We start from the raw sequence: 13,302 nt of genomic DNA, 5'->3' as shown, positions 1-13,302 counted from the left end.
TCCCTCGGACAAAGAAATCCGTGCCGGCGGCGCTATTCGGCCGCCCGCCGGATCGGTGTGCGGGCGTCGAGCGGCCCGAAGCTTTCGGCATAGAAACGCGCCCAGTTGCCGCCCATCACGCCGTCGATCTCGGGCTGGGACAGGCCGGCCTTGCGCAGCCCCTCGGCAAAGCCCGCCAGATCGCGATTGTCGCTGTGCCAGGTCACCGGCGCGGGAAAGCCCGGCGCCTCGGCGCTGCCTTCGCCGTAATCCATGCCCTTGGTCCAGCGCCCGACCCGCATCCATTCGACGATGGAATCCGGCTGGTCCTGGCACAGGTCGGAGCCGATGCCGATGTTCTGTGGCCCGGTGATGTCCGCCGTGCGGGCGATCATGTCGCAGAAATCCTGAAGCGTGCAGGCGCTGCCGTCGCGCAGGTGATGCGGATAGGTCGACACCCCCAGCATGCCCCCTGATTGGCCAAGCGCCCGCAGCACCGCGTCGGGCTTGTTGCGCAGCGCCGGATGCCAGCTTTTCGCATTGGCATGGGTGATGGCGATGGGGCGGCCGGAATGCTCGATGGCCTCCAGCGTCGAGCGGTCGCCGGAATGGCTCATGTCCACGACCAGGCCGACCCGGTTCATCTCGGCCACCACCTGGCGGCCCATGCGGGTCAGGCCGGTATCCTCCGCCTCGTAGCAGCCCGAGGCGAGCAGCGACTGGTTGTTGTAGCTCAGCTGCATGAAGCGCAGGCCCAGCGTATGCAGGATCTGGACCAAGCCGATATCGTCCTCGATGCAGGACGGGTTCTGCGCGCCGAAGAAGATCGCCGTGCGCCCGGTCTCTTGCGCCAGCCGGATGTCCGCGGCGCTGCGGCCGTGCAGGATCAGTTCGGGGAAACGCTCGAACCAGCGGTTCCAGCGCTCGATGTTCAGCACCGTCTCGCGGAAGGTCTCGTGATAGGTGATGGTGACATGCACGGCGTCCAGCCCGCCCTGGCGCATCTGGCGAAAGATGCCCTCCGACCAGTTGGCATATTGCAGCCCGTCGATCAGCGGCGCGCGGCTCATTCCGGCACCCCCGCCGCGACATAGGCGGTCTTCACGGTGGTGTAGAACTCGGCGGCATAGCGGCCCTGTTCGCGTGGGCCGAAGCTGGAGGCGCCGCGACCGCCGAACGGGACGTGATAGTCTGTGCCCGCCGTCGGCAGGTTCACCATCACGCAGCCCGCCCGCATGTTGGCGCGGAAATGGCTGGCGCGAGCGAGGCTGCGGGTCATGATGCCCGACGTCAGCCCGAAGGCGCTGTCATTGGGGATGGCGAGCGCCTCGTCATAGCTGCCGGCGCGGATGACGCAGGTGATCGGCGCGAACATCTCCTCGCGGTTGATGCGCATGTCGTTTCGGGTGCCGGCAAGGACGGCGGGGGCCATGTAATAGCCCGGCGTGGCCTGCTCCAGCCGGTCGCCCCCGCAAAGCAGTTCGGCGCCTTCCTCCTGGCCGATGCGGATATAGTCGAGGTTCTGTTGCAACTGTCCTTCGCTGACCACCGGACCGATCTGCGTGCCCTGTTCCAGCGCATGGCCGACCTTCAGCGCCCTGGCCGCCGCCACCAGCCGCTCGATGAAGGCGTCGTGGACCGCCTCATGCACGATCAACCGCGAGGCGGCGGTGCATTTCTGCCCGGTGCCGCCGAAGGCCGCGTTGGCCGCATGGGCGACGGCCAGGTTCAGATCGGCATCCTCCATGATGAGCATCGGGTTCTTCGAGCCCATCTCCATCTGCAGCTTGGTCATGTTGGCAGTGGCCGCGGCGGCGATGCCGCGCCCGACCGGGGCCGAGCCGGTGAAGCCGATTGCATCGACCAGCGGGCTTTCGACCAGCCGCTGCCCGACCTCGCGGCCCGGACCGGCGACAAGATTGAAGACGCCTTTCGGAATGTCCTGCCGGGCGATGATCTCGGCCAGCATGACGGCGCTGGCCGGGGTCAGGTTCGCCGGTTTCCAGACCACGGCATTGCCATAGGCCAGCGCCGGGGCGATCTTCCAGGCCGGCGTGGCGACCGGGAAGTTCCAGGGCGAGATGATCGCCACCACGCCCACCGGCTCGCGCCGCACGTCGATCTCGATGCCCGGCCGGACGCTTTCGGCCAGGTCGCCCTGGTGGCGCAGCCTCGGCCGCCGAATAGAACTGGCCGGCGCGATAGACCTCGCCCTTGCCCTCGGCCAGCGGCTTGCCCTCTTCGCGCGCGATCATGCGGCCGATCTCTTCGGCCCGTGCCATCAGCTCGGTGCCGATGGCCATCAGCACGCCGTGCCGTTTCTGGATGCCGGCCGCCCACCATGCCGGCTGCGCGCGGCGCGCCGCCGCCAGCGCCTCGTCCAGCTGCCCGGCGCTGGCCTGCGCGAACTGGCCGATCACATCGCCCAGGTCCGAGGGATTGCGGTTTTCCACCGTGGTCGCGCCGGACTGCCATTGGCCGTCGATGTAGAGTCTGGTCTCGGTCATGGATCTGTCTCCGGTCTGCATTTGCCGAAAACAGATAGACTTCCGGGTTGTTTCAATTAATCTTAAATAACTGAAGTTTATTTCAGGATTTCTGAATATCGATCAAGCTGGAGATGCTGCGCGTCTTTCAGGTCGTGGCCGAGGCAGGCTCGCTTGGCCGCGCCTCGGCGGTTCTGGGCCGCACACCCTCGGCGGTCTCGATGATGCTGTCGCAATTGCAGGACAATCTGGGGGCCGACCTGTTCGAGACCGACCGCAAGAACCGCCTGACGCCCCTGGGCGCGCTGGTGCTGGAAGAGGCGAACCGGGCGCTGGACGCCTTCGACCGCAGCGCCTCGGCGATCCGCCGGCATGCCAAGTCCACGGCGGGCCTGGTGCGCATCGCCGCCGTGCCCTCGGCGACCATGGACCTGCTGCCCGAGATCATCGCCCGCTTCCGCCGCCAGCGGCCCGATGTGCGGCTGGAGATCAGCGATGTCGATACCGCGACCGTCCGCCGTCGCATCAAGCTGGACGAGGCGGATATCGGCATCCTCTCGACCTCGGCCGAGGACCAGCAGATCGGCGAGGTGATCCGGCGCGACGCGCTCGGCATCCTCTGCCGGGCGGGCGGGTCGATCTCGCAGGCGGTCGGCTCGGGTGCCGCCCGGTCATGGGAGCTGCTGGAACTGGAGCCGCTGATCGAGAACCCGCTTTGCCACCTGGTCGCGTCCGAGCTGGTTTCCGGCCTGCTGCTGCATTGCAATCTGGAAGCGCGCAACACTACCGCCCTTCTGGCCTTCGTCCGCAGCGGGCTGGGCGCCACGGTCCTGCCGGAAAGCGCCATCTATCACAGCCCCGAGCAGCTGGAATTCGTTGTCCCACGGGACCCCGAAAGCTGGCGCGAGCTGAGGAAGATGCACAGCAGGGACCGGCACCTGAGCCCCGCCGCACAAGCCTTCTGAGACCTGATCGGCGCCTGATCTGGCTTCGGGCAGGATCCGGGCCTGCGTTCCGGATTTCAGCCGGCGGCAGCCCAGCTCGTGTGGGCAACGCCTCGGCCCCGCGTCGCTGCCGGCCCCGCCGGACGCATCGCTGGTCCCACAGGTCCGGCGGTCCGGGTTTTTTCGTCCGTGGCACAGGTGGCAAGTCGGGACCCAGTCCAGCCCGGTGGTCCGGGCCGATCATGTGACGCCGGGCTGAGTCCGGGATCGGCCGGCAGAAAGTGCCCGAGGGGCGGGGCTCGACCAACGATGTGGAACTCACCGCCGCTTCCTTCGCTGACGCAGGCCCGCTGTCACAGGTTTGCGGGGTCGACGGGCAGATCAACCCCGGCGGTCCGGGATGTTTTCCGTCATCGAATGATGGCAGCATTCCCTGGATCGCCGTGAAACCCGTCCATTCCCAGAAGGCGATATGCAATTGTTCGTTCTGGGAGCCTTGGGCGGCGTGGGTTCCTGCCTGCTGGAACAGGCCGTCATTCGGACATCGCGTCACCGTGCCGACTCGCGGCGCAAGCAAGCTGACCGAGATCGAAGCCGTCGACATTGCCGTCGGCGCGCCCACCGGCGCGACATTCCTGCGCCAGCATATCGTCGGACAGGATGCCGTGGTGATCTGCCTCGGGATCGACATGCCGGGCAGAACCACCCTGTTCTCCCAGACCACGCAAGCGGTTGTCGGGGCCAAGAAGGCGGCCGGTATCCGGCGGCTTGTCGCGGTGACCGGGGTCGGCGCCGGTGACAGCAAGGGCCAAGGCGGATGGCTTTGCGACCATGCCAACCATCCGGCGGTGGAATGGCGGTCTCTGGAGATGGTCCGGGATTGCCATCGCCCACCGCCATACGCAGTCTCGACAGGCTGATCCACGTGCCGAACGGCGAAGCAACCGGCAGTTACATCATGCTGATGCCCCTTGCGTTGGTGGCGGGCAAGGCGGGGGCTCTGCCCCCGTCGCGCTGGTGCGCGACTCCCCCGGGATATTTGGGCAAGGAAGAATGACGGGGGTCGGGGGCCTTTTCAGTTCTCGCGGAAGGCGCGGGTGAAGTAATCCGTCAGGGGCTTGACCAGATAGGCCATCGGGCTGCGTTCGCCGGTTTGGACATAGACCTCGACCGGCATGCCGGGCACCAGTTCCAGACCCTTCAGCTTTTCGGCCTCGACGGCGGGAATCGTCACCTCGCCGCGGTAATAGGGCACATGCGTCGCCGGGTCGACCAACGTGTCGGGCGAGACGCGGCTGAGCATCCCGTCGATCTCGGGCGTGGTGCGCGAGGAGAAGGACGAGAAGCGCAGCACCACCTTTTGTCCGGCGTGGACCTCGTCGATGTTGATGGTGGCGATGCGGGCGGCAACCAGCAGCGGCCGGTCTTGCGGGATGATGAACAGGATCGGATCGGCCGGGCGGATCACCGAGCGCGGGGTGGTGATCTGCAATTCCTGCACCACGCCCGAGACCGGGGCGCGGATGTCCAGCCTGGCGATGCGCTCGGCCAGCGCGCGGCGGCGCTCGGCCAGTTCCAGCTCGCGATAGCCCAGCTCACGCAGCTCGGTTTCGGCGGCTTCGCGGCGGGTCGCGGTCTTTTCCAGCCGCGACAGGTCGATTTCGGCCAGCTGCGTCACCGCGCGGGCGCGCGTCGCCGTCGCCTCGCCCAGAAGCCCGTCGAGCCGGGCGGCCTCGCGTTCCAGCGCCAGCACGCGCGGGGCCTGCGCCAGGCCCTTTTCCAGCAAGGACCGCTGGTCGCGCAATTCCTGGGCGATGAAGCCGCGCTGCTGCTCCAGCGCCTGGGTCTGCGCGTCCACGCCGCCGATCTGCGCCTGCACCTGTTCGGATTGCTTGGCCAACTGGCCCAGCGATTGCTCCAGCGTGTCGAGCCGGGCCCGGAACAGGCTGGCCTGCCCCTCCATCAGCGCGGCGAGTTCGGGGCGGCTGGCGGCGGCCTCGACCAGTTCGGGCGGGAAGGCGATCTGCTTGCGGTCGGCGCGCTCGGCCTCGAGCCGGCCGCGGCGGGCGAGGATCTCGAAATACTGCCCCTCGACGATGGCGAGTTCGGTGCCCAGAAGCGCGCCGTCCAGCCGGATCAGCGGCTGGCCGGCGGTCACGCTTTCGCCGTCGTGGATCAGGATCTCGGCCACGACCCCGCCATCGGGGTGCTGGACGACCTGGCGGCGCTGCTCGACCTCGACCTGGCCGGGCGCGACCACGGCGCCGGCGATGCGCGCGGTCCAGGACCAGAGCCCGAAGCCGCCGACCAGCACCAGCATCGCCGCCAGGCCCAGGATGACCGGGCCACGCGCCGACCAGTCGGGGCGGCTGGACGGCGGTGGCGCCGGGGCCGGATGCGGGGCCGGCGCGGCGGTCGGCTGGGCGCGCAGATGCGGCGTGGCCTCGGCGGGCTGATTCGGATCGTTCATGTCACCCCTCCGCCGTGGCCCTGGGCACGGGCGATCTGCTCGGCGTTCTTGACCAGGGATTTCAGCACCTCGTCGCGTGGGCCGAAGGCGCGGCGCAGGCCCTGGTCCAGCACCAGCAACAGGTCGCATTCGGTGATCGCTGCCGGGCGATGCGCCATGATGATGACCGCGCCGCCGCGGGCCTTGATGGTGCGGATGGCGAGGTTCAACGCCGTCGATCCCTCGTTGTCGAGGTTCGAGTTCGGCTCGTCCAGGACGAAGATCACCGGGTCGGCGTAAAGCGCGCGGGCCAGGCCGATGCGCTGGATCTGGCCGCCGGAAAGCTGTCCGCCGGCCTGGCTGACGCGGGTGTCGTAGCCCTGCGGCAGGTCCAGGATCATGCGATGCGCGGCGGCGGCCGTGGCTGCGGCGACGACGCGCTGCGGATCGGGCTGGGGCGAGAGGCGGGCGATGTTTTCCGCGATGGTGCCGTCGAACAGCGTGACCTGCTGCGGCAGATAGCCGATCAGCCGGCCAAGCGCGTCCGGGTCGTATTGGTCCAGCGTCGCGCCCCCGAGCCGGATCGAGCCCGAGGCGACGGGCCAGGCGGCGATCAGCGCCCGCGCCAGCGTGGTCTTGCCGGCGCCCGAGGGGCCGATCACCCCCAGCGCCTGGCCGGGGGCAAGGTCGAAGCTGACCCCGCGCAGCATCGCCGCCCCCTGGCCGGGGGGCACGACGGCCAGGTTGCGCACCTCGAGCCGGGCCTCGGGCCGGGGCAGGGGCGTGCGCTGCACGACAGGCGGGCGGCGCGAGAGCAGTTCGGCCAGCCGCTTCCAGCCGTCCTGGGCGCGCTGGACGATGGACCAGCCGCCCACCACCTGCTCGACCGGGGCCAGCGCCCGGCCCATCAGGATCGACGAGGCGATCATGGCGCCCGGCGTCACCTCCTGGCGCAGCACCAGCCAGGCGCCGGCGGCCAGGAGCGCGCTTTGCAGAAACAGCCGGAAGGTGCGGGAGAACACGGTGAAGCTGGTGGCGCGATCGCTGGCGCGCAGCGTCGCCTCGGTCGCCTTGTCGCGGGCCGCCTGCCAGCGCCGGAAGGCCGCCGCCCGCATGCCGAGCGAGCCGATCAGCTCGCCCTCGTCGCGGTAGAGGTCGGACATGCGCTCGGCCGACTGGCCGGCGATGCCCGCCTGCTGCAGCAGGTCGCGGCTGAGCCATTGGTTCAGCAGCGTCGCCGCGACCAGCACCGCCATGCCGGCCGTCGCTACCGCGCCCAGGATCGGGTGGAAGATGAAGACCGCCGCCAGGAAGAACGGTGCCCAGGGCAGGTCGAACAGCGCCATCAGCACCGGCGAGGCGATCAGCCGCTGCACCGCCTCGAGATCGCGCATCCCGCCGCGCACCACCAGCTCCGAGCCGGCGGCCTGGCCGTCCTGCAAGGCGGCGGTGAAGACCCGCCCCTCCATCCGTTCCTGGAAGCGGGCGGCGATGCGGGACATGACGCGGTTGCGCGCCAGGTCGATCACCCCCATCAGCGCGAAGAGAAAGGCGACCAGCAGGAACAGCGCCGTCAGCGTCTCGACCGAGCGGCTGGCCAGGACGCGGTCATAGACCTGCATCATGAACAGCGGCCCGGTCAGCATCAGCAGGTTCACCGCGAATGAGAACAGGCCGACCATGGCATAAAGCTGCCAGGCCAGTCCGCGCGCGGATTTCAGCTCGCTTTGGCCGTCATGTCGCATCGGCGGCAAGGCCATGCCGGTTCCTTCCTTGTCATCCTGACCGGGCTTGCCCGGAATCGCCCCAGCGCATATCCCAAAGCGCAGCCGTGAAACAGTCCGCCGCCGCCCCGCCGTCTGCCCCGAGGCGAATCGCCGCTGGTCCGCCGAGTCTTAGCTTCAGAAGGTTATCAAAAGCTTGTCTGCATGGAACTTTTCCCTTCTCCTTGTCGCGACCGTGACGCTGGTGGCCTGTTCGGACCGCGACGGCGACGGCATCCATGACCCCTATGAGCCGATGAACCGCAAGGTCCATGCCTTCAACCGCGGGCTGGATGCGCGCGTCGTCAAGCCGCTGGGCGCCGGCCTGTCGGGCGGCGAGGGCGGCGGGATCGGCAGCCATGCCGTTGCGGGGCTTGGCAATTTCGGCGCGAACCTGGCGCAGCCGGGCAGGGTGGTGAACCACCTGCTGCAGGGCAGGCCGGGGCCGGCGGCGCGCAGCACCCTGCGCTTTCTGGTGAACACCACGGTCGGCATGGCGGGTTTCCTCGACCCCGCCGCCAGCGATTTCGCCCTGCCCGAGGAGGATACGGATTTCGGCCAGACGCTTGCCCGCTGGGGCGTCGGCGAGGGGCCCTATCTGGAACTGCCGCTGATCGGCCCCTCGACCGGGCGCGATGCGGTGGGCCGCGTCGTCGACCTGGCCATCGACCCGATGCGCGGCTGGCTCAACCGCGACCAATACCTGATCGGCATGGGGGCGCGGCTCGCCTCAAAAGCCAGTGAACGGGGCCGTTTCGGCGATTCCGTCGATTCCATCCTGCATGAAAGCGCCGATAGTTATGCCCAGACGCGGCTGATCTGGTTGCAGCATCGCCGCCACGAACTGGGCGAGGAAGGAGAACACATTGACCCTTATGCCGAATGACACCCGCCGCGGGTTCCTGGGCCTGGTCGGCGCGGGACTGGCCATCGCCGCCCGGCCCGCCTGGGCGCTCGACACCGGCGAGGCGCGGGCGCTGATCGAGAAATCCCTGGCCGAAGTCTATGCCGTCATCAACTCCGGCCAACCCCCGGCGCAGATGTATCGCGCCTTCGAGGCGATCTTCGCGCGCTATGCGGATGTCGAGATCATCGCCCGCTCGGCGCTGGGACCGGCGGCGCGCCAGGCGGGCGGGGCCGAGTTCGCCGCCTATCGCCAGGCGTTCCAGGGCTATATCGGCCGCAAATACGGCAAGCGCTTCCGCGAGTTCATCGGCTCGAAGATCGAGGTGACGGGCGCCAAGCCGGTGAAATCCTTCTTTGCCGTGACCTCGGTCGCCTATCTCAAGGGGCGCAGCCCGATGGAGGTGGAGTGGCATGTCTCGGACAAGTCCGGGAAAAGCCGCTATTTCAACATCATCATCGAGGGGGTGAACATGCTCGCCTCGGAACGGGCCGAGATCGGGGCGATGCTGGCGCGGCGCAAGGGCGATCTGGCGGCGCTGACCGCCGACCTGCAACAGGCGGGCTGAGCCCCCGCCGCCCAGGATCGTGAAAAAGCGCTTCTTCGTTCCTTAAATACTCGCTGCAACGGTGCAAACCCGCGCAAGCGCGGCAGAAAGGGGCCAAACCCATCCACCAAAGGAAAAGGCCGGTCCCCCAGGGGCCGGCCTTCCTGCTATTGCTGATAAACCCCTTCGATGCCGCGCAGCGCCTGGGTCAGCGCGTCGTCGGTGCCGGGCGGCGGCATCTCGGCCTCGGGGCCGCTGGTGACGGTCTCGGCCGGGAAGGTCGGCGGGCCGCCGGGCGTCTGCACGCCGGGGTCGGGCAGGGCGCGCCCGGCCTCGGCCGAGGGCTGGGCCTGGCCGCCTTGCGGCGAAGGCTGGCCAAGCGCCTCGGAAAGCGCGGCGGCCAGCGGATCGGCCGCGCCCTCGCCGCCGGTGCTGACCACCTGCGGCACGGCGCTGTCGGGATCGAAGGCGAAATTGCCCAGGGGCTCGACCGGCAGGCCCTCGTGGATCTCGGTCATCACCGCCTGCCAGATCTCGGCCGGCAGCCCGCCGCCGGTCACGCCCTTCAGCGGCGTGTTGTCGTCATAGCCCATCCAGACCCCGGTCACATATTGGCCGGTGAAGCCGATGAACCAGGCGTCGCGATAGCTCGAGGTGGTGCCGGTCTTGCCCGCCGCCGGACGGCCGGGCAGCCTGGCGCGGGTGCCGGTGCCGCGCTCGATCACCTGCTGCATCATGCCGATCAGCTCGCGCGACGCCTTTTGCGAGATCACGCGCTGGCCCATGCCGCCGACCTGGCCGATCAGCGCCTGGTCGTCGCCCTTGATGCGCAGCTCGACCAGGCCATAGGGGCTGACGGCGGTGCCGCCGTTGCGGATGCCGGCATAGGCGCCGGTCATCGCCAGCAGCGTTGATTCCGACACGCCGAGCCCCAGCGAGGGGCCGCTGGCCAGGTCGCTGGCAAAGCCGAAATCCTGCGCCACGCGGCGCACGGCATCGCGGCCGGCGATTTCCTGCAGGCGGATGGTGGCGGTGTTCAGCGATTGCGACAGGGCGCGGGTCAGCGTCACCTCGCCCGAATAGCGGCGGGTGTAGTTCTGCGGCGACCACGGCCCCGAGCCGCGCACGTTGATGGTCAGCGGCGCGTCCAGCACCGTGTCGTTGGGGCTGTAGCCCTGGTCCAGCGCGGCGGCATAGACGAAGGGCTTGAAGCTGGAGCCGGTCTGCCGCTTGGCCTGGGTCGCGCGGTTGAAGGTGCCGGTCGCGGTATTGTCGCGCCCGCCGATCATGGCGCGCACCGCGCCGTCGGGCGACATGACCACCACGGCCGCCTGCGCCTTGGAACCCTCGGCGACCTTTTCGTCGAAGATGCGCTTCAGCGCACGCTCGGCGGCGCGCTGCACGCGCTGGTCGAAGGTGGTGGTGATGGTGACGTCCTCGGTCGTCTCGCTGGTCAGGAAGCCGGGGCCGGATTCCATCACCCAATCGGCGAAATAGCCGCCGGCCCGCGCCGCCGCCGCCTTGGACAGCACCGCCGGCTGCGCCTTGGCCTCGGCGAATTGCTTGTCGTCCAGATAGCCCTGGTCGTGCATCAGCCCCAGGATCACCGTGGCCCGGTCCTGCGCCCGCTGCAGGTTCGAGGTCGGCGCGAAATAGCTGGGCGCCTTGAGCAGGCCGGCCAGCATCGCCGCCTCGGCCGCGTTCACCTCGGCCGCCGACTTGTCGAAATAGCGCTGCGCCGCCGCCTCGAAGCCGCGCGCCCCCGCGCCCAGGTACGAGCGGTTCATGTAGATGTTCAGGATGTCCTGCTTGGAGTATTTGAACTCCATCGCCAGCGCATAGGGCACTTCCTTGACCTTGCGCCAGATCGAGGACTTGCGGCATTCCGCCTCGAAATCGGCCTCGGACTTCCAGCGGATCGGGTCGAAGGTCTCGCCCAGGCACAGAAGCTTGGCAACCTGCTGGGTGATGGTCGAGCCGCCGTTGCCCTCCAGCGGGCCGCGGCCGGCGGCCATGTTGATCTTGATGGCGCTGGCGATGCCCTGCGGGTCCACGCCCGGATGGCGATAGAATCGCTTGTCCTCGGTCGCGACCACCGCGTCCTTCAGCACCGGGGCGATCTTGTCGGCGCTGACCATGCCGAAAGTTTCGCCACGCCAGGCGAAGACCCGGCCCTCGGTATCCTGCATGGTGACGGAACCGCGGGCACGGCCGTCGAAAAGCGCCGCAGGTTCGGGCAGCGTGGTGTAGAAATAGAAGCTGGCGGCCAGCAGAATCAGCGCCACCGTCAGCCCCAGCCGCCAGAACGAACCCCAGACCACCCGCCACACCAGCGCGATGATTCCCGCGATTCCCCGCGTCACCACATTGCCGCCGCGCTGCCGCCTGGGCGGCTTGCCAGGGGACGATCCGCCGGTTCGTTTCTGCGCTTTCTGAGGGGCTTGGTCGAAATTGCGCTTGTCCGCGACAATGCGGCCCTTGCCGGTCGGTTTCTTCATGCCTGCTTTCCTGCCCGGCCGATTGCTCCGGCCCGTTGGCGCGCAACATACATCAAAGCCAAGGGCTTGAGAACCGAGATGACCTATCAGTGAACTGCCGCCTCAGGCTGCAAAACCCGGCATTCCTGCCCCAAATTCAGGCAGGCGAGGGGCGGGATGGGCCGAAAGCTGCACAAACCTTGTGCCTGGGCGTGGCCGGCGGGTTTCCTGACCGGGACATGGAACTGCTGCAACGCAGAAAGAAGGTGCAGGAAACATGATGAGACCTACCGCGATCAAACCCATGATCCCGGCGCTCGCCCTCCCGCTGATCGGGCTGGCGGTGCCGGCCCTGGCGCAGGATGCCGAGGCCCCGGCGGCGACCGTCGAAGCCGTCGTCGAGACCCTGGCGCCCATCGTCGACAAGGGCGACACCACCTGGATGATGATTTCGGCCATCCTGGTCATGGCCATGTCCATTCCGGGGCTGGCGCTGTTCTACGGCGGGCTGGTGCGCGCCAAGAACATGCTGTCGGTGCTGATGCAGGTCTTTACCGTCTTCTGCATCATGTCGATCCTGTGGGTCTGCTTCGGCTATTCGCTGGCCTTCACCGGCGCCGGCTCGGCCGAGGAGGCGACCTGGCTGACCCCGTTCATCGGCGGCTTCTCCAAGGCGTTCCTGGCCGGCGTCGACACCTCGTCCCTGGCCGAGACCTTCACGACGAACGTCTATGTGCCGGAATATGTCTTCATCATCTTCCAGATGGCCTTCGCCTGCATCGCGCCGGCGCTGATCGTCGGCGCCACGGTCGAGCGGATGAAATTCGCGGCCATGCTGGCCTTCGTGGTGATCTGGTTCTTCTTCTCCTACCTGCCGATGGCCCATATGGTCTGGTGGTGGGGCGGCCCCTCGGCCTTCGACGCGCCCGGCGGCTTCCTCTTCGGCCATGGCGACCTGGACTTCGCCGGCGGCACGGTCATCCATATCAACGCCGGCGTCGCCGGTCTGGTCGCCGCGCTGGTCGTCGGCCCGCGGCTGGGCTACGGCAAGGAGCTGATGGCGCCGCACAACCTGCCCTTCACCTTCCTGGGCGGCTGCCTGCTGTGGATCGGCTGGTTCGGCTTCAACGCCGGCTCGAACATGGAGGCCACCGGCACCGCCGCCATGGCGATCCTGAACACCACCGTCGCCACCGCCGCCGCCGCGCTGGCCTGGGCCTTTGGCGAATGGCTGCTGCGCGGCCATCCCTCGCTGCTGGGCGGGGTCTCGGGCGCCATCGCCGGCCTGGTCGGCATCACGCCCGCCGCCGGTTTCGTCGGCCCCATGGGCGCCATCGTCATCGGCCTGGCCGCGGGCTTCCTGTGCATGTGGTTCGTCATCAGCCTGAAGGCCAAGCTGGGCGTGGACGAAAGCCTGGACGTGTTCGGCATCCACGGCGTGGGCGGCATCGTCGGCGCCATCCTGACCGGCGTCTTCGCCGCGCCCTCGCTGGGCGGCTCGGGCATCTACGACTATGCGACGGAATCGGTCTCGGCCAGCTATGACATCGCCGGCCAGGTGATGACCCAGACGCTGGGCGTGATCGTGGCGGTGGTCTGGTCGGCCGTGGTCTCGTTCATCGCGCTGATGATCGTCAAGGCGGTGATCGGCCTGCGCGTCTCGGGCAATGACGAGCGGCAGGGCCTGGACGTCACCACCCATGGCGAGAACGCCTATAACAACTGAGGCAGCGCTTCAGGCAAAGGAAAAGCC

9 protein-coding genes and 1 pseudogene are annotated in these 13,302 nt (G+C 68.5%); 5 read left to right on the top strand and 5 right to left on the bottom strand.

The window, feature by feature from the left end; all coding sequences use genetic code 11:
• Positions 1-32: 32 nt before the first annotated feature.
• Positions 33-1,049, bottom strand: coding sequence for a membrane dipeptidase (locus KF941_RS06205; RefSeq protein WP_214272825.1), 1,017 nt, complete (start codon positions 1,047-1,049; stop codon positions 33-35).
• Positions 1,046-2,486: pseudogene (locus tag KF941_RS06200) on the bottom strand (aldehyde dehydrogenase family protein). The gene KF941_RS06205 and the pseudogene KF941_RS06200 overlap by 4 nt, the downstream one beginning before the upstream one ends.
• A gap of 113 nt (positions 2,487-2,599) precedes the next feature.
• Here KF941_RS06200 and KF941_RS06195 point away from each other — a divergent pair.
• Entirely contained in the window at positions 2,600-3,430 is an 831-nt protein-coding gene (locus KF941_RS06195) for a LysR family transcriptional regulator (protein WP_214272824.1), read from the top strand.
• 290 nt (positions 3,431-3,720) lie between these two features.
• Complete coding sequence (locus tag KF941_RS06190; RefSeq protein ID WP_346428966.1) at positions 3,721-4,329, top strand: NAD(P)H-binding protein; 609 nt, start codon at positions 3,721-3,723, stop codon at positions 4,327-4,329.
• Between the two features lie 155 nt (positions 4,330-4,484).
• On the opposite strand, the gene KF941_RS06185 is transcribed toward KF941_RS06190, so the two are convergent.
• Positions 4,485-5,879 (bottom strand): HlyD family type I secretion periplasmic adaptor subunit, encoded by a 1,395-nt coding sequence (locus KF941_RS06185; RefSeq protein WP_214272823.1) that lies wholly within the window; start codon positions 5,877-5,879, stop codon positions 4,485-4,487.
• The gene (locus KF941_RS06180; protein WP_036758360.1) at positions 5,876-7,618 is read right to left on the bottom strand and encodes a type I secretion system permease/ATPase; all 1,743 of its coding nucleotides are present in this window, start codon (positions 7,616-7,618) and stop codon (positions 5,876-5,878) included. The genes KF941_RS06185 and KF941_RS06180 overlap by 4 nt, the downstream gene beginning before the upstream one ends.
• Positions 7,619-7,778: 160 nt before the next feature.
• Here KF941_RS06180 and KF941_RS06175 point away from each other — a divergent pair, with 160 nt between their 5' ends.
• Positions 7,779-8,507: a VacJ family lipoprotein gene (locus KF941_RS06175; RefSeq protein WP_072461899.1), complete on the top strand. Its 729-nt coding sequence runs from the start codon at positions 7,779-7,781 to the stop codon at positions 8,505-8,507.
• Positions 8,497-9,093, top strand: a complete 597-nt coding sequence (locus KF941_RS06170; protein ID WP_072461900.1) for an ABC transporter substrate-binding protein — start codon at positions 8,497-8,499, stop codon at positions 9,091-9,093. The genes KF941_RS06175 and KF941_RS06170 overlap by 11 nt, the downstream gene beginning before the upstream one ends.
• Before the next feature lie 146 nt (positions 9,094-9,239).
• On the opposite strand, the gene KF941_RS06165 is transcribed toward KF941_RS06170, so the two are convergent.
• On the bottom strand, positions 9,240-11,570 hold the full coding sequence (locus tag KF941_RS06165) for a PBP1A family penicillin-binding protein (protein ID WP_072461901.1): 2,331 nt from the start codon (positions 11,568-11,570) through the stop codon (positions 9,240-9,242).
• 256 nt (positions 11,571-11,826) lie between these two features.
• On the opposite strand from KF941_RS06165, the gene KF941_RS06160 reads away from it, so the two are divergent.
• The gene (locus KF941_RS06160; protein ID WP_083539081.1) at positions 11,827-13,275 is read left to right on the top strand and encodes an ammonium transporter; all 1,449 of its coding nucleotides are present in this window, start codon (positions 11,827-11,829) and stop codon (positions 13,273-13,275) included.
• Positions 13,276-13,302: the final 27 nt, after the last annotated feature.

This window comes from Paracoccus sp. pheM1 (genome assembly GCF_018499825.1).
Lineage (GTDB): Bacteria > Pseudomonadota > Alphaproteobacteria > Rhodobacterales > Rhodobacteraceae > Paracoccus > Paracoccus versutus.
This window is presented reverse-complemented; position numbering and strand designations above follow the sequence as displayed.